Raw genomic sequence first — 16,451 nt, forward strand, 5'->3', positions numbered from 1 at the left:
CCCACCCAAGGGTGAGGCGGTTTTCGCCGGCTTCCGAGTTACAGGAAGATAAACTTGGCGATGAAAATCGCGCACAGCACCCACAGACTGATGGAAATCTGCTTGTACTTGCCCGTGCCGGCCTTGAGGGCCACGTAAGTGATAAAGCCCAGCGCGATGCCGTCGGCGACCGAGAAGGTCAGGGGCATCATGATTGCCGTGACAATCGCCGGAATGCTGTCGGTGGCGTCGTCCCATTCGATATGGGCCATGCCGCTCATCATCAGCATCGCCACATAAATCAGCGCACCGGCCGTGGCATACGCAGGAATCATGCCTGCCAGTGGGGCGAAAAACATCGCCGCTACAAACAGCACGCCCACGGTCACGGCCGTAAGTCCGGTGCGCCCACCGGCCGCCACGCCCGCGGCGCTTTCCACATAACTGGTCACGGGCGGTACACCGACCACTGCGCCAAACACGCTCGAAGCACTGTCGGCTTTCAAGGCCCGCGACAGGTTCTCGATCTTGCCGTCGGCATTGACCAGGCCCGCCCGCTGGGCAACGCCCATCAGGGTGCCGGCGGTGTCGAACATGTGCACAAACAGGAAGGCGAATACCACACTGATCATGCTGACGTTGAACACGCCCATCACGTCCATCGCCATCCAGGTCGGCGCCAGGCTCGGCGGGGCGGCGACGATGCCCTGGTACTGCACCAGGCCCAGGCCCCAGCCGGCCAGGGTGACCGCAATGATGCTGATCAGGATCGCGCCGAATACCCGGTGGTAACTGAGGATCGCGATCAGCAGGAAGCACACGGCCGCCAACAGCGGGGCCGGTTCATGCAGGGAGCCAAGCTTGATCAGGGTGGCGGGGCTGGCCACGATGATGCCGGCGGTTTTCAGGCCGATCACCCCCAGGAATAGACCCACCCCGGCGCCCATGGCGTGGCGCAGGCTTACCGGAATGCTGTTGAGCAGCCATTCGCGGATGCGCGACAGCGTCAGGATCATGAACAGCACGCCGGAGATAAACACCGCACCCAGCGCGGTCTCCCAGGTGTAGCCCATGGTGCCGACCACGGTGTAGGTAAAGAACGCATTCAAACCCATGCCCGGCGCCAGGCCTACAGGCCAGTTGGCGTACAGGCCCATCAACAGGCAGCCGAGGGCTGCGGCGATGCACGTCGCGACAAAGGCGGCGCCGTGGTCGATGCCCGCGTCGGCCATGATGTTGGGGTTGACGAAGATGATGTAGGCCATGGTGATAAACGTCGTGAGGCCGGCGATCAGTTCGGTCTTCACTGTGGTGCCATGCAAGCTGAGTTTGAACAGGCGTTCCAGCCAGCCCTGCTTTGCGGTCGAAAGGTGGGGCGGACTGAGGTCCAGGGTCGGGGCGTCGGATTTATGGCTTTCCACAGCAAGTACTCCTCAAGAGTTTTATTGTTATTTCCAGCACCGGACACTGGGGTGGGCAGCGGTGCTTTGAGGTACCAGCGGGCTTTGTTGACCATTAGGTCAGGAACTCGCACGAAGCGAATTATGCTTTTGTATACAAAGAAAGCAAATAATGTTTGCGATTATGTGTGCAAAAAAGATGAAAGGCCAATTTCAAGGCAGGGTCAGGGCCTTGTTCACTGCCAGCCAACCCATCACCGCCTCTTCACCGGCCTCGGCGAAGGCGTGCTGCAGCAGCTTGACTTGTTCGCGGCGCAAGGACTGTTCGAAGCGCTGGCCTTCTTCGGTCAAGTGCAACAGGCGCTTACGTTTGTCAGCGTCCGAGGCAACGCTGTCGACCAGCTGCATTTCCTGCAATTGGCGCAGCGGCATGTTCAGCGCCTGCTTGCTCACCCCCAACAGCTCCAGCAGTTGCTTGACGCTCAAGGCGGGGTAGCGGGCGATAAAAAACACGATGCGCTGATGCACCCGGCTCAAGCCCCGACGCTCCAGCATTGCGTCGGCCTTGGCGGTGAAGGCCTGGTAGCCGAAGAAAAACGCTTCCATGGCGGCTTGCTGCGAAGTCTGGTTTTTAAGGTCAAGCATATTGACGTATCTACCTTGGGCGTCGTAATTTCGGTCAACCAGTTTGACGTATTTTCCCCAGGCTTTGCTACCGGTGACCCCTATGGCTTTCTCTGAACGTGTTTCTCGCCTTAAAAGCTCCTTGATCCGTGAGATCCTCGCGGCGGCCCAGCGCCCGCAGGTGATGTCATTTGCCGGTGGCCTGCCCGCCGAAGCCATGTTGCCTGCGCTGGATTGGCAAGGCATGCCGCCGGCCATGGGCCAATACGGCATGAGCGAGGGCGAGCCGCAATTGCGCGAGTTGCTGGCCGCCGAGGCGCGGTCGCTGGGGGTGGCTTGCGAGGCCAGCCAGGTCCTGGTGGTCAGTGGTTCGCAGCAAACCCTGGACCTAGCGGCCAAGTTGTACATCGACCAAGGCACGCAAATCCTGCTGGAAGGCCCGACCTACCTGGCCGCCCTGCAGATCTTCCAACTGTTCGGCGCCGATTGCCTGACCGTGGAGCTGGAAGCCGACGGCCCGGACATGACGGCGCTGCGCAGCAATCTGGAACGCCATCGCCCGGCGTTCATCTACCTGATCCCTACCTTCCAGAACCCGTCGGCGGTGCGCTACAGCGAAGCCAAGCGCGATGCCGTGGCGGCGCTGCTCGATGAATTCGGCGTGACCCTGATCGAAGACGAGCCGTACCGCGAGCTGACCTTTGATGGCGGCAGCGCCCGACCGATTGTCAGCCGCTTGCGCAAGGCCAGTTGGATCTACACCGGCACCGTCTCGAAAACCCTGCTCCCGGGCCTGCGGGTCGGCTACCTGATCGCCAGCCCCGACCTGTTCCCGCACCTGCTCAAGCTCAAGCAGTCGGCGGACCTGCACACCAACCGCGTCGGCCAATGGCAGGCCATGCAGTGGATCGGCACCGAGCGCTACCAGCAGCACCTGGTGCAACTGCGCAGTTTTTACCGTGAGCGTCGTGATGGGTTCCAGGCGGCATTGACGCGCCACTTCGATGAACTGGCCGACTGGCAAGTGCCCCAGGGTGGATTATTCTTCTGGCTGACCTTGAAACAGCCCCTGGATACCCGCACCTTGTTGGCACCAGCGCTCGACCAGGACGTGGCGTTCATGCCCGGTGAACCGTTCTTTTCCGAGCCGGACCAGCACCACGGGCACCTGCGGCTCAATTTCAGCCACATCGACCCGGCACGCCTGGACGAAGGTCTCAAGCGTCTCGCGGCGGTGATCCGTCAAGCACAGCGCGCGCAAGCGGCATAAGGGGAGCTTCATGTACAAGGTTTATGGCGATTACCGTTCGGGCAACTGCTACAAGGTCAAGTTGATGCTCAACCTGCTTGGCATCGCGTATGAGTGGGTCAATGTCGACATCTTGAACGGCGACACCCAGACCGCCGAGTTCCTGGCGAAGAACCCCAACGGCAAGATCCCGGTACTGGAACTCGAAGACGGCACCTGCCTGTGGGAGTCCAACGCGATCCTCAACTTCCTCGCCGACGGCAGCGAGTTCCTGCCCACCGAACCGCGCCTGCGCACCCAGGTGTTGCAGTGGCAGTTTTTCGAACAATACAGCCATGAGCCGTACATCGCGGTGGCGCGGTTTATCCAGTTTTACCTGGGGCTGCCGGACGATCGGCTGGAGGAGTACAAGACTACCCATAAAGGCGGCTACAAGGCCTTGAGGGTTATGGAGAAACAGCTGCAGGCCACGCCCTACCTGGTGGGCGATCAATACTCGATTGCCGATATTGCGCTGTATGCCTACACCCATGTGGCCCATGAGGGTGGTTTTGACCTGAGCCCCTATCCGGCCGTGCAAGCCTGGCTTGCACGCGTGGCCAGCCATCCCCGGCACGTGCCGATGCTCGACTGATAGGCGCGACCTAAATGTGGGAGCGGGCTTGCTCGCGAAAGCGTAGGGTCAGTTGATGAATAATTGACTGACACACCGCATTCGCGAGCAAGCCCGCTCCCACATTTTGACCGCGTTGTTTGTCAGATCGCGGCGAAGCGCTTGTCCAGGTAGTCGATGATCACTTTGGAGTCATACATCCAGGTGGTCTGGCCGTTTTCTTCGATACGCAGGCACGGCACCTTGATCTTGCCGCCTTGGGTAAGCAGGGTCTGGCGGTCCTGCTCGTTGTTCTTCGCGTCCTTGAGCGCCACCGGTACATTCAGGCGGTGCAGGGTACGGCGGGTCTTCACGCAGAACGGGCAGGCGTGGAATTGGTACAGGGTCAGGCCCTTGGCCGCTTCATTGACCTGCGCTTGTTGCTCGGCAGGGCGCTGTTTTTTGCGTGGGCGGGTAAGGAAGTCGCCCGCGATGATGACGTGGCCGAGGCCCACTCGAAGTGCTTTGACGAACATGGCTGAAACCTCTTGCCCATGACAGAAGGGGCCGCAGCTTACCTGATTTCCACAGGCGAAAAAAAACCGGCGATGAATGCCGGTTTTTTCTTACGCAGCCTGTTACTTGATCAGGCTGAGAAACTCGCTGCGGGTTGCCGCGTTTTCGCGGAACTCACCCAGCATCACCGAGGTGATCATCGACGAATTCTGCTTCTCCACACCGCGCATCATCATGCACATGTGCTTGGCCTCGATCACCACGGCAACGCCCAGGGCACCGGTCACCTGCTGGACCGCTTCGGCGATCTGGCGGCTGAGGTTTTCCTGGATCTGCAGGCGGCGGGCATACATATCGACGATCCGCGCGACCTTCGACAGGCCCAGGACCTTGCCGCTGGGGATATAGGCGACATGGGCCTTGCCGATGAACGGCAGCAGGTGGTGCTCGCACAGCGAGTACAACTCGATGTCCTTGACCAGCACCATTTCGCTGTTGTCGGAGCTGAACAGGGCACCGTTGGTGACCTCTTCCAGTGTCTGCTCATAGCCGCGGCATAGGTACTGCATGGCCTTGGCGGCACGTTTTGGCGTGTCGAGCAGGCCCTCGCGGGAAACGTCCTCGCCGATTTGGCCGAGGATTGCGGTGTAGTTTTGTTCCAATGTCACAGGACTGTTTCCGTATGGGTTTCAGAACGGTACGGTGTATGCCTGTACCAATGTGAAGCGGTACGCCAGCGAGCGGTCGTGCAGCGTCGCCAGTGATTGGCGCACATAGTAGCGTAGGTATGCCGAGAGGTGTAATTCCCTGGAATGCAGGGTTTGCATTCGTGGCGAGGGGGCTCGTCCCCCGGTGGGCTGCGAAGCGGCCCCAAAACCTGGCGCCTCGGTGTATCTGATAAAGCGCAGTGGGCCTTATAGATTGGCGCTGCTTCGCAGCACAGCGGGGGACGAGCCCCCTCGCCACAGATGAACCTTTCCCAGGTCATTCACTCGTCACGCCCTTCAAGCATCGTGCGCTTGAGCATCACATACACCGCACCGGCGCCACCATGGCGCGGTTGGCAGGAGGTGAACCCGAGCACTTGGGCATGTTGGCGCAGCCAGGTATTGACGTGACTCTTGATCATCGGGCGCTTGCCGTCCAGGCGCACGGCCTTGCCGTGGGTCACGCGTACGCAGCGGATCTCGAACTTGGTGGCTTCGGCAAGGAACGCCCAGAGGGTTTCCCTGGCCTTTTCCACCGTCATGCCGTGCAGGTCGAGGCTGCCTTCGAAGGGGATCTGCCCGGCCTTGAGCTTGCGCACCTGGCTTTCCTGGACCCCGTCGCGGGACCACATCAACTCGTCCTCGGGGCCGACGTCAATCACGAACTGGTCCGATAGGCCGTCCACCGTGGTGGCATCCGTGCGCACCGTGGCCGACTGGCGCAGCTTGGCGATCTGCGCGCGGTCGGTCTTGGGTTTGCCGGTATCGGCGCGATCGTGCTTGATCGGCTTGACGCCGCGCAGCTCGTTCTTGAATAGGGAAAAATCGTCGTCTTGCATGTCAGCCTCCGCGCGGGGCGGGCAGTTTACCCAAATCGAGGCGGTTGATGCGGGACAAAACGCTATCAGTGTTCCCTCAATCGTGCTTTTTCATCAGGTGCGAGGCGATATTCAGCGACAGTGGCTGGCGCATACGGCGCCGGCAACGGCGCCACAGCCAGACGCCCAGCCACAGGATCAACAGCCCGCTGACCAACAGCACCGCCGCGCCACCCGGGCTGGCATTGAGTTCGCCCAGCGCGGGCGAATGACCGAACAGACCGGCAGCACCGGCCAACGAAAGCAGCAAGCCACACAACGCCAGCAGCGCGGCAAATGCCACGCCCAGGCGCAGACGCCAGTTGCTCGGGCCCTTGGGGCGCAAGCGACGAGCGTCAAAACCATCGGATATCTTCATTCCGACCTTTCCTCCAGGGTATCGGCCCTTCGACCGGAAGTTAAACAACTTGTTCCGGGCTGGGAGGCAATTGCGGTAAATGACAGGCTTTAGCGGATGAGCGGGGCCTTTGCGGTGGCCGCGCCGCTCATCGACAGGGCGACCAGATCAGATCAGATCTTGGGTCAGGGCCAGAGTGGCGAAGTTGTCGGCCATGATGGCCATTTCTGTCTGCTGTACATGCTCGGCGCTGAGGATGCCGCCTTTGTAAGGCAGGTCGCGGGTCGCGCAGGCGTCTTCGACCAGGGTGCAGCGAAAGCCCAGGTTCTTTGCCGCACGCACGGTGGTGCTGACACTGGAGTGGCTCATGAAACCGCAGACGATCAAGTCCAGGGAGCCGAGCTCCTGCAGGGTTTTTTCCAGGAGCGTGCCATGGAAAGCGCTGGGCAGCAGCTTGCCGATGATGGTTTCGTCGTCTTGTGGCTCCAGGCCGGGAATAAACTCGCCGCGCTCGCCCTGAGGGTCGAACAGGCCACCAACGGTGCCCAGGTGACGCACATGCACGATGGGCCGCCCGGCCTTGCGTGCGGCAGCGCTCAGTTGCTTGATGTTTTCTACTGCGGCGTCCATGCCCGACAGGGCGAGCGGGCCGCTCAAGTATTCTTTCTGGGCATCGATGATCACAAGGGTCGCGTGGCTCAAATTGGCCGGTGCGTAACCGCGACCGCTGAGTTGAAACATCGTCTTTGGAACGGACATTCTGGGGCTCCTGTGAGTGGGGCTTTTGCGACATTGTCCTCTGGCTGAGCGGTTCTGTGAATCGCTACTAACGTAAGGTGCGCCGTTGTTGGCCTACAGCCCTGTCAAGAGGGGCTGCTGTGTAACAGAAAAACCTTGAATCAGGTTGGATCTGACGTTTTGCAAAGGTTTTTCATACATCGTCCGTACAGCTTAAGGCTGTTAGAATTGCCAGTCGTTTTTTCCTGGAGCTTGCCCCGTGATCACTTCCCGCCTGCGCACCTTGCGCGACCATATCCGTTGGGCTGTCAGCCGTTTCCATGGGGAAGACCTGTTTTTTGGCCATGGTACCGACAATGCATGGGATGAAGCCCGGCAATTGGTGTTGGGTGCGCTGCACCTGCCTTGGGAAATTGCCGACAGCTACCTGGATTGCAACCTCGAAGAAGAAGAGATTTCCCACGTACAGCGCCTGCTGCATCGCCGTATCCACGAGCGCGTGCCCACCGCCTACCTGTTGAAAGAAGCCTGGTTCTGCGGCATGTCGTTTATCGTCGACGAGCGCGTGTTGATCCCGCGCTCACCGATTGGCGAGCTGATCGAAAACCGCTTCGAGCCCTGGCTGGCCCAGCCGCCGGCGCGCATCCTCGACCTGTGCACCGGCTCCGGTTGCATCGGTATTGCCTGCGCCTACGAGTTCCAAGAGGCCGAGGTGGTGCTGGGGGACTTGTCCTTCGAAGCGCTGGAAGTGGCTAACCAGAACATCGAGCGCCATGGTGCCGACGAGCGCGTGTACACCGTGCAGGGTGATGGTTTCGACGGTTTGCCCGGCCAGCGCTTTGACCTGATTGTGTCCAACCCGCCGTATGTCGATGCTGAAGACTTTGCCGACATGCCCGATGAATACCAGCACGAACCCGAACTGGGCCTGGCCTGCGGTGACGACGGCTTGAACCTGGTGCGCCGGATGTTGGCCGAAGCGGCCGATCATCTGACCGAGAAGGGCTTGTTGATTGTCGAGGTGGGCAACAGCCAGGTGCACGTTGAAGCGCTGTACCCGGAAGTGGATTTTGCCTGGCTGGAATTCCAGAACGGTGGCCATGGCGTGTTCATGCTCACGGCGGAGCAGTGCCGGGCGCATCAGGCGGTGTTTGCCGCCAGGGTCTAGCCCGGGCCATGTAGGAGCTGGCTTGCCTGCGATGGCCTTCAGAAACTGACGAACTGCCTCCCCGTGGCGAGCGGGCTTGCCCCGCGCTGGGCTGCAAAGCAGCCCCAAAACCGGCCTCCACGGTGTATCTGATGCGGCACATACGGCTTATTGGGGCTGCTTCGCAGCCCAGCGCGGGGCAAGCCCGCTCGCCACGGGGGAGTTCTTCGGTGTCTGAACGTTATGTAGATGCCATCGCAGGCAAGCCAGCTCCCACATTTGGTGTGGTCAGTTAAAGCGTGTTGTCAGCGGTGCGTCGCAATCCAGATCAACAGCCCCGCCTGGAACACGGTAAACGCCACCAGGCAGGTGATGGTGAAGCGCAAGCCGCTGTCTTCGCGCTTGAACTTGATGACCTTTTCTTCTTCGTGGCGCAGTTTCACTTCCTGTTCCGCCAGGTTCTGCTCAGCCTGTTGCAGCATCTGCGCCGCTTCCAGGATTTCCACGAACTGCACCTTCTCGGTGTTCCAGCTGTCCAGCACTTCGCTGACCTTGCCCGGCTGCACGTGCCCTTTGAGGTGCTGCACATCGGCGTAAGCCACATCAAAACCCTGGATCCGCAAAAAGTGATCGCGGCGCAGGCGGGTGGCTTCGTTCAGCGCGTCTTTGTTTGCCAGGTCCACACCGTCGACGCGATAGTGCGACCACTTCTTCTTCGCCCACGCGGCGCCCTGGGCCACCAGGAAACGACCGAGGCCACGGTTGGCCGGCTCGATTTCCAGGCTGTTGCCCGGGCCAAAATGCACGCGGTGGGTGGCGTGGTCGACCCACACATCCAGGTGATTCTGTTCGCGCCGCACCCGTTGGGCGGGCAATTGGATGACCATGCGCAGCAGGCTGTGGTCCTTGTTGTTGCGTTCGGCGTAGCCAAATTGCACAAAGCGCAATGGCCGGGCGCCGGTCGCGCGGTCAGTGGCCAAGGGCGCCAGGCGCAGCATCTTGAAGTGTTCGGCCTCAACCTCCGCCCACGGCAGAGCCGCCGCAGCCGCCGCTTCGGTTTCGGCGGTGCTCTCGGCGGGAGATTCCGGTACTGCTTCGGTGTTCGTCATTCGGCGCGATCCTGTCCAAGCCCAGCGAGTCGACAGTCTTTTTGCTGTCGACCCTGTGCTTATCGGCCGTTTTCTCCAGGACTGGAGGGTAAATAGTGGGTTATCGGGGGCGAAGTCCGTCGATAAAGCTCACCAGGCGCCTGCCCAACGCGTCGGCGAGGGGCAATTGTGGGTTGTTGTAGGAGCTCAACTGTTGTTTCACATCGTTGGGTACGATGCGCATGACGTGGTTCATGCCGGGAATCACCGCCAGCTCGGCGTCGGGTTTGGCCTGCTTGAGCTTTTCGGCATCGGCCACTCCCACTTGCAGGTCGGTGGTGCCCTGGACAATCAGGGCCGGCATGTTCAGGCGAGCGAATGCCGCCGCAGGATCTGCGCGAAACAGACTGATCAGATAAGGCTGCACGCTGGGGCGGAAAATACCCTGCAGTGGGTCGGGCACATCGGCATCGACCTGGCCGGCCTTGAGTCGGTCGAGGATCTGGTTACTGCGCAGCAGCAGGGCCGGTGGCAGGTGATCGGCCAGTTGCTGGCGAATCACCTGGTCCACTGGGCGGGCACTGCCGGACAGGGAAATCACCCCGGCGGGGTCGAGCTCAGGGGCGGCCAGGGCTGCGACCAAGGCGCCTTCACTGTGGCCCAGCACTATCAGGGGCCCGAAACGCGGATCGGCCTTGAGGGATTTGCCCCAGGCCACCGCGTCGGCGACATAGGCATCCAGCGTCAGGTTGCGTTCATCGGGCGTGGCCTTGAGGCTGGCGGCCACGCCGCGCTTGTCGTAGCGCACGCTGGCAATGTTGTGGCGGGCCAGGACCCAGGCCAGGCGTTTGAGGCTGTCGTTGCGTGCCCCTTCGGCGCTGTTGCCGTTGCGATCGGTGGGGCCCGAGCCCGCAATGATCAGCACCACGGGCACGGGCTTGGCGGATTGCGGCAGCAGCAACGAGCCAAACAACTCGCCGCTGCCGGTGTCCAGGCTGATGGGGCGTTGCAGCACCACAGGGGCGGCGGCGTGGGCGGCGGTACAGATCAGGGTGAGGGTAAACAGTAAAACTCGCAGCATCATCGCGCCATCATGAGGAAGGTGCCGGTTGGACCAACGTCTACCGGGAAGGTTTCGAGGATGAACTACTGGGTGAGCCTGCGTATACTGGCGCGCTTAGTTATCACGGTTGAGTTGATTCAACTGATTTCACGGAGCGCTCTGCATGTCCGGCAATACCTACGGCAAGCTGTTCACTGTCACCACCGCAGGCGAAAGCCATGGTCCGGCGTTGGTCGCCATTGTCGACGGCTGCCCGCCCGGCCTTGAGCTGTCCCTGGACGACCTGCAGCGCGACCTCGACCGCCGCAAGCCCGGCACCAGCCGCCACACGACCCAGCGCCAGGAGCCCGACGAAGTCGAAATCCTCTCCGGCGTGTTCGAAGGCCGCACCACCGGGTGCGCCATCGGCCTGTTGATCCGCAACACCGACCAGAAGTCCAAGGACTATTCGGCGATCAAGGATCTGTTCCGCCCGGCCCACGCCGACTACACCTATCACCACAAGTACGGCGAGCGCGACTACCGCGGCGGTGGCCGCAGTTCGGCGCGGGAAACCGCGATGCGCGTAGCCGCCGGGGCCATCGCCAAGAAGTACCTGGCGACCCAGGGCATTGTGGTTCGTGGCTACATGAGCCAGTTGGGCCCGATCGAAATCCCGTTCAAGACCTGGGACAGCGTGCAAGACAACGCCTTCTTCAGCCCCGACCCGGACAAGGTGCCGGAACTGGAAGCCTATATGGACCAGTTGCGCCGTGACCAGGATTCGGTAGGCGCCAAGATCACCGTGGTCGCCGAAGGGGTGATGCCGGGCCTGGGCGAGCCGATCTTCGACCGCCTGGACGCTGAACTGGCCCATGCGCTGATGAGCATCAACGCGGTCAAGGGTGTGGAAATCGGCGCCGGTTTCGCCTGCGTTGCCCAGCGTGGCACCGAGCATCGCGATGAGCTGACCCCGCAAGGCTTTGTCAGCAACAACGCTGGCGGCATTCTTGGGGGCATCTCCTCCGGCCAGCCGATCGTGGCGCACCTGGCACTCAAGCCGACATCGAGCATTACCACGCCGGGGCGTTCCATCGATGTGCATGGCAACCCGGTGGACGTGATCACCAAGGGCCGCCATGACCCTTGCGTGGGCATCCGCGCCACGCCGATTGCCGAGGCAATGATGGCCATTGTGCTGATGGACCACCTGCTGCGCCACCGTGGGCAGAATGCCGATGTGCGTGTAAGTACCCCGGTGCTGGGCCAGCTGTGACGGTCTGACCGTGACAGCACTCCCGTACTGGCGACTCTCCAGCTTCTATCTGTTCTATTTCGCCCTGCTGGGGGCGACGGCGCCATTCCTGGCGCTGTATTTCCATCATCTGGGGTTCTCCAGCGCGCGCATTGGCGAGCTGGTAGCGATCCCGATGCTGATGCGCTGCGTGGCACCCAATATCTGGGGCTGGCTGGGGGACTACACCGGTCGGCGCCTGGCCATCGTGCGGGTTGGCGCGGTGTGCACGTTGCTGAGTTTTTCGCTGATCTTCGTCAGCCAGAGCTACGCCTGGCTGGCGCTGGTGATGGCCCTGCATGCGTTCTTCTGGCATGCGGTGCTGCCACAGTTCGAGGTCATCACCCTGGCGCATCTACGCGGCCAGACCTCACGCTACAGCCAGGTCCGCCTCTGGGGCTCGGTGGGTTTTATCCTCGCCGTCGTTGCCCTGGGGCGGCTGTTTGAAGCCCTGAGCCTGGACATCTACCCGGTGGCAATCGTGTTGATCATGGCCGGCATCATCGGTGCCAGTTGGTGGGTGCCCAATGCCCAGCCGACGTCCACCGGGGAGCGTGGGGCCGGCGACGGCTTCCTGCGGCAATTGCGCAGCACTGGTGTGCTGGCGTTCTATGCCTGCGTGGCCTTGATGCAAATGAGCCACGGCCCGTACTACACCTTTCTTACCCTGCACCTGGAAAGCCTCGGTTACAGCCGTGGTGTGATCGGTTTGTTGTGGGCCTTGGGCGTGGTGGCAGAAGTGTTGATGTTCATGGCCATGAGCCGGATTCTCACGCGCTTCTCGGTGCGCCGGGTGCTGGCGGCGAGTTTCCTGCTGGCGGCGTTGCGCTGGTTGTTGCTGGGTTCGTTCGCCGAGTTCCTGTGGGTGCTGCTATTTGCCCAATTGCTGCATGCCGCGACCTTTGGCAGCTTTCATGCGGCGGCCATCCAGTTTGTGCAGCGCAGCTTCGGTGCACGCCAGCAAGGCCAGGGCCAGGCCCTGTATGCGGCGCTGGCCGGCACCGGCGGCGCGCTGGGCGCCTTGTATTCCGGTTATAGCTGGAACCAACTGGGGCCGACCCTGACCTTCAGTATCGCCAGCCTCGCGGCCCTGGCCGCCGCGTTGCTCATGCTGCTGCGCTTGCCCGAGGAACGGCCGTGAGCCCGGCCCATCATCTGCAGACTCTTACCGCCCGAGGACCCCTTTTATGAGCATTCTCTTCGTTTATCACGTTGCCACCCCGGACACCCCGAACAAGGTCCTGACCCACGCTGACGACATTGCCTCGACCCTGGCCGAGCACGGCGTGGGCTTCGAGCGCTGGCAGGCCAACACCCGCGTCGAGGCCGGTGCCAGCGCGGCCGAGGTGACGGCGGCGTACCAGGGGCCCATCGACAGCTGGATGACCGCCCAGGGCTACGCGCACGTAGAGGTATTGAGTGTGAGCCGCGAGCATCCGAAAAAGGACGCCGTTGCTGCGGGTTTGCGCGATGAATATCGCCACGATGCCGATGAAATCCGCCTGTTCGCCGCCGGGCGAGGGCTGCTCGGCCTGCACATCGGCGATTACATCTTCACGGTACTCTGCGAAAAACACGACCTGCTGCGCATCCCGGCCGGCATACCGCGCTGGTTTGACTTGGGGGAAGAACCGCGTGTGGTTGCCATCAGCCTGTTCCAGACGGCCGCCGGGGCCGTGGCGCAAGTAACCGGCAGTGATATCGCCCAAGCGTTCCCCGGATTGGATGATTGATCCAAGTTCGCTTTTCACAAACTTATTCAATACTCCGAAGTTGGATAAGTTTGTGGGAATGGGCTCTATAGTTTGTAAGTTATAGCTATTTGTCTGTGGGTCGATGTGTTAATCCCAGGCTTTATGTAACTCTCCCGTCGCTGTGTATTTATCTGTCAATAGGAGGAGTCCGAATATTGGCAGTGCAATTCAATAAGAGACGGAGAGGTATGCATGAGCAGCCCAGATGAGTCGATCCCATCCGTGGCGCCTGCGGCAAACGAGGCCTGTGAACAGGCCTCCGACCACAGGGCAGATGGCGCACAACTGGCGTTGCCGAACAAGCCGCTGACTGCCAAGGAACTGGAAATATTGCATTGGGCCACGGAGGGCAAGACCGTATGGGAAATCAGTCGGATCCGTTGCGTCTCACAAGCCACGGTAAAATTTCACCTGCGCAATATCTACTGCAAGCTGCGCGTCAACAACCGGGTCCAGGCGGTGAGCGAGGCGATCAAGCGCGGTTTGTGCAGATAAAAAAAGGCCGTGAAGCCTGACGGCTTCACGGCCCTGGAAAACAAACCGGTACTCAGGCCGAGTGGTAGGTCGGCAGGGCAAAGCGGTGCTGGCTTTGCAGCATCGAAATCTGCGGCAGCTCGCTGGCCTGTTCTGCCAGGTCACGACGGATGGCGCTGATGACCCACGTCAGTTGGTCGGCAGTGTGCAGCTGCTGGTACGAGATCGAGCGTTTGATCTGCTTGCCCTCGGTGTTGCGCAGGGTCAGCAGGATGCCACCGTCAGGACGCGCTTGGGTGGTGACGTCGTAGTTGGAGAATACAGAAGCGAATTTGTCTTGGATCAGGCTCATGTCTATCGGCTCCATTGGCTCGTGTTGTGCGGCATGGAGTGATAGGTGCAGTGATTGTGCCAGTATTGATTTTTATAAAAAATCCTTACAAATCAGTATCTTATAAAAAATTGAATTTTTCGGTTTCGTGCAATATGCATGAATGGCCATCGTGCATCCTGCATTTTGCGCTATTGGCCGGTGACGAACGGTGCTGGGCGGCACCGCGCTGTGGGATACAAAACATTGCAAATCCTGCGTGTACAGCCAAGGAATGGCTGACGTATTTTCCTGCAAGGCATTCAGGAACGGTCCTACGTCCCATGACGGCCTGCAGACCCTACGAATAATAAGAAAAAGGACTTCTGTACATGAGCAATCCGAACAGCGAGATGATTACCCTCGGCATGATGTTGCGCAAGGTGCCGACCATTGTCCGTGCCCTACCACGCCTGGTACGGGGTATCCGCGTCGCCAACATCACTGACCCCGATCAACCCTGCGGGTTGGGCTGGACCTTCGAACAGGCCACCCAACGCAACCCCGAGGGCGCGGCGCTGCTGTACGGCGACCAGGTGCTCAGTTACCGCCAGGCCAACCAGCATGCCAACCGCATCGCCCATCACCTGCAGGCCCAAGGCATTGGCAAGGGGGATGTGGTCGCGCTGTTTATTGAAAACCGTCCCGAACTGCTGCTGACCGTGCTGGCGGTGGCCAAGGTCGGCGGCATCTGCGCCATGCTCAACACCGCGCAAACCCAGGCGGTGCTGGTCCACAGCCTGACCCTGGTAGACCCGGTGGCGATTGTGGTCGGCGCGGAGCTGGTCGAAGCCTACGACGCCGTGCGCGGGCAGGTGGCGATTGATCCTCAGCGCACCTGGTACGTTGCCGAACAACCGGCGGCGCCGGTGCCCGCGGGCTATGTCGACCTGATGGCAGCCAGCGCGGACTGCTCGCCGGATAACCCCGCAAGCAGCCAGCAGATCTACTTCAACGATCCATGCTTCTATATCTACACCTCCGGCACCACCGGTTTGCCCAAGGCTGGCATCTTCAAGCATGGCCGCTGGATGAAATCCTCGGCGAGCTTCGGCACCATCGCCCTGGACATGGGGCCGGAGGACGTCGTGTATTGCACCCTGCCGCTGTACCACGCCACCGGGCTCTGCGTGTGCTGGGGTTCGGCGATTGCCGGCGCGTCGGGGTTTGCCATCCGCCGCAAGTTCAGCGCCAGCCAGTTCTGGGACGATGTGCGCAAATTCAACGCAACCACCCTGGGATATGTCGGTGAGTTGTGCCGCTACCTGATCGACCAGCCGCCAAGCCCGCGCGACCGCGACAACCGCGTGGTGAAGATGATCGGCAACGGCTTGCGCCCTGGGGTGTGGGGGCCGTTCAAGGAGCGCTTTGGCGTCGAGCATATCTGCGAGCTGTATGCGGCCAGCGACGGCAATATCGGTTTCACCAACGTGCTGAATTTCGACAACACCATCGGCTTTTCCCTGATGCACTGGGCGCTGGTGGACTACGCCCACGACACCTGCGAACCGATCCGTGGCAGCAATGGCTTCATGCGTGAAGTGCAGAAGGGCGGGCAGGGCCTGCTGCTGGCCAGGATCGACGACAAGGCGCCGTTCGATGGCTACACCGACCCGGAAAAGAACCGCAAGGTGGTCTTGAGCGATGTCTTCGAAAAGGGCGATCGCTATTTCAACACCGGCGATCTGCTGCGCAGCATCGGCTTTGGCCATGCGCAGTTCGTCGACCGCCTGGGCGACACCTATCGCTGGAAGGGCGAGAACGTTTCCACCACCGAGGTGGAAAACATCTTTATGCAGTACCCGCAGATCACCGAGGCGGTGGCCTACGGTGTGGAAATCGCCAATACCAACGGCCGCGCCGGGATGGCCGCGATTACCCCGTCCGAGTCCCTGGCAACCCTGGATATGCGGGCGCTGTTGCAGTTCGCCCTGAGCCAGATGCCGGCCTATGCGGTGCCGCTGTTCCTGCGGATCAAGGTCAAGATGGAAACCACAGGCACCTTCAAGTACCAGAAGGTGCGGCTCAAGGAAGAGGCGTTCGACCCGGCCAGGGTCGGTGATGACCCACTCTATGCCTGGCTGCCAGGCACGGATGCCTATGTGCCTGTGACCGAGCAGGTGCTGGTGGATATTCAGGGCGGAAAATATCGCTACTGACGGTGGGTGATAGAGCCTGGCTATTGCGGCTTTCGGCAAAAAAGGGGTGACAGGCGTGGCGCTGCTCGGGAAACTGACGGCCTTACGCCACACCCCACAGGGA

At 61.2% G+C, this 16,451-nt stretch carries 18 protein-coding genes; 8 read left to right on the plus strand and 10 right to left on the minus strand.

Annotated features, from left to right (window positions below):
• Positions 1-38: 38 nt before the first annotated feature.
• Positions 39-1,370 carry an NCS2 family permease gene (locus C5F71_RS21795; RefSeq protein ID WP_186350907.1) on the minus strand — a complete coding sequence of 444 codons (1,332 nt, stop codon included), beginning with the start codon at positions 1,368-1,370 and terminating at the stop codon, positions 39-41.
• Positions 1,371-1,592: 222 nt separating this feature from the next.
• Positions 1,593-2,024 (minus strand): MarR family winged helix-turn-helix transcriptional regulator, encoded by a 432-nt coding sequence (locus tag C5F71_RS21800; protein WP_029300375.1) that lies wholly within the window; start codon positions 2,022-2,024, stop codon positions 1,593-1,595.
• A gap of 82 nt (positions 2,025-2,106) precedes the next feature.
• Between C5F71_RS21800 and C5F71_RS21805 the strand changes: the two genes are divergently transcribed.
• A complete protein-coding gene (locus tag C5F71_RS21805) occupies positions 2,107-3,273 on the plus strand; it encodes a PLP-dependent aminotransferase family protein (RefSeq protein WP_104911909.1) in 1,167 nt (388 codons plus the stop codon).
• Positions 3,274-3,283: 10 nt separating this feature from the next.
• Entirely contained in the window at positions 3,284-3,886 is a 603-nt protein-coding gene (locus tag C5F71_RS21810; protein ID WP_070995352.1) for a glutathione S-transferase family protein, read from the plus strand.
• A 122-nt stretch (positions 3,887-4,008) separates the two neighbouring features.
• Here C5F71_RS21810 and C5F71_RS21815 read toward each other — a convergent pair whose 3' ends face one another.
• From C5F71_RS21815 to C5F71_RS21835, 5 genes are all read right to left on the minus strand, one after another.
• Positions 4,009-4,380, minus strand: a complete 372-nt coding sequence (locus C5F71_RS21815; protein WP_029300369.1) for a glutathione S-transferase N-terminal domain-containing protein — start codon at positions 4,378-4,380, stop codon at positions 4,009-4,011.
• Between the two features lie 102 nt (positions 4,381-4,482).
• Positions 4,483-5,028 carry a GTP cyclohydrolase I FolE gene (gene folE / locus C5F71_RS21820; RefSeq protein ID WP_029300367.1) on the minus strand — a complete coding sequence of 182 codons (546 nt, stop codon included), beginning with the start codon at positions 5,026-5,028 and terminating at the stop codon, positions 4,483-4,485.
• 320 nt (positions 5,029-5,348) lie between these two features.
• On the minus strand, positions 5,349-5,906 hold the full coding sequence (locus C5F71_RS21825; RefSeq protein ID WP_029300365.1) for a Smr/MutS family protein: 558 nt from the start codon (positions 5,904-5,906) through the stop codon (positions 5,349-5,351).
• Positions 5,907-5,982: 76 nt separating this feature from the next.
• Positions 5,983-6,303, minus strand: coding sequence for a hypothetical protein (locus tag C5F71_RS21830; protein ID WP_029300363.1), 321 nt, complete (start codon positions 6,301-6,303; stop codon positions 5,983-5,985).
• Between the two features lie 147 nt (positions 6,304-6,450).
• Positions 6,451-7,041 (minus strand): cysteine hydrolase family protein, encoded by a 591-nt coding sequence (locus tag C5F71_RS21835; RefSeq protein ID WP_029300361.1) that lies wholly within the window; start codon positions 7,039-7,041, stop codon positions 6,451-6,453.
• A 238-nt stretch (positions 7,042-7,279) separates the two neighbouring features.
• Between C5F71_RS21835 and prmB the strand changes: the two genes are divergently transcribed.
• Positions 7,280-8,188, plus strand: coding sequence for a 50S ribosomal protein L3 N(5)-glutamine methyltransferase (prmB, locus tag C5F71_RS21840; protein WP_029300359.1), 909 nt, complete (start codon positions 7,280-7,282; stop codon positions 8,186-8,188).
• Positions 8,189-8,472: 284 nt separating this feature from the next.
• Here the strand turns inward: prmB and C5F71_RS21845 are convergent, their stop codons facing one another.
• Both C5F71_RS21845 and C5F71_RS21850 read right to left on the minus strand, forming a co-directional pair.
• On the minus strand, positions 8,473-9,276 hold the full coding sequence (locus C5F71_RS21845; protein ID WP_029300357.1) for a hypothetical protein: 804 nt from the start codon (positions 9,274-9,276) through the stop codon (positions 8,473-8,475).
• Positions 9,277-9,376: 100 nt separating this feature from the next.
• Positions 9,377-10,339 (minus strand): alpha/beta hydrolase, encoded by a 963-nt coding sequence (locus tag C5F71_RS21850; protein WP_092235068.1) that lies wholly within the window; start codon positions 10,337-10,339, stop codon positions 9,377-9,379.
• A gap of 142 nt (positions 10,340-10,481) precedes the next feature.
• On the opposite strand from C5F71_RS21850, the gene aroC reads away from it, so the two are divergent.
• From aroC to C5F71_RS21870, 4 genes are all read left to right on the plus strand, one after another.
• Positions 10,482-11,573: a chorismate synthase gene (gene aroC / locus C5F71_RS21855; RefSeq protein ID WP_029300353.1), complete on the plus strand. Its 1,092-nt coding sequence runs from the start codon at positions 10,482-10,484 to the stop codon at positions 11,571-11,573.
• A gap of 10 nt (positions 11,574-11,583) precedes the next feature.
• Entirely contained in the window at positions 11,584-12,732 is a 1,149-nt protein-coding gene (locus C5F71_RS21860; RefSeq protein WP_092235069.1) for an MFS transporter, read from the plus strand.
• A 46-nt stretch (positions 12,733-12,778) separates the two neighbouring features.
• Entirely contained in the window at positions 12,779-13,324 is a 546-nt protein-coding gene (locus tag C5F71_RS21865; RefSeq protein ID WP_104911910.1) for an acireductone dioxygenase, read from the plus strand.
• Positions 13,325-13,537: 213 nt separating this feature from the next.
• A complete protein-coding gene (locus tag C5F71_RS21870; protein ID WP_032867617.1) occupies positions 13,538-13,840 on the plus strand; it encodes a response regulator transcription factor in 303 nt (100 codons plus the stop codon).
• A gap of 52 nt (positions 13,841-13,892) precedes the next feature.
• Here the strand turns inward: C5F71_RS21870 and C5F71_RS21875 are convergent, their stop codons facing one another.
• Positions 13,893-14,171: a DUF3509 domain-containing protein gene (locus tag C5F71_RS21875; RefSeq protein WP_029300345.1), complete on the minus strand. Its 279-nt coding sequence runs from the start codon at positions 14,169-14,171 to the stop codon at positions 13,893-13,895.
• A gap of 350 nt (positions 14,172-14,521) precedes the next feature.
• On the opposite strand from C5F71_RS21875, the gene C5F71_RS21880 reads away from it, so the two are divergent.
• Positions 14,522-16,348 (plus strand): long-chain-acyl-CoA synthetase, encoded by a 1,827-nt coding sequence (locus C5F71_RS21880; RefSeq protein WP_029300343.1) that lies wholly within the window; start codon positions 14,522-14,524, stop codon positions 16,346-16,348.
• Positions 16,349-16,451 lie beyond the last annotated feature (103 nt).

The organism is Pseudomonas sp. LG1D9 (assembly GCF_002949995.1).
In the GTDB taxonomy this organism is placed as follows: domain Bacteria; phylum Pseudomonadota; class Gammaproteobacteria; order Pseudomonadales; family Pseudomonadaceae; genus Aquipseudomonas; species Aquipseudomonas proteolytica.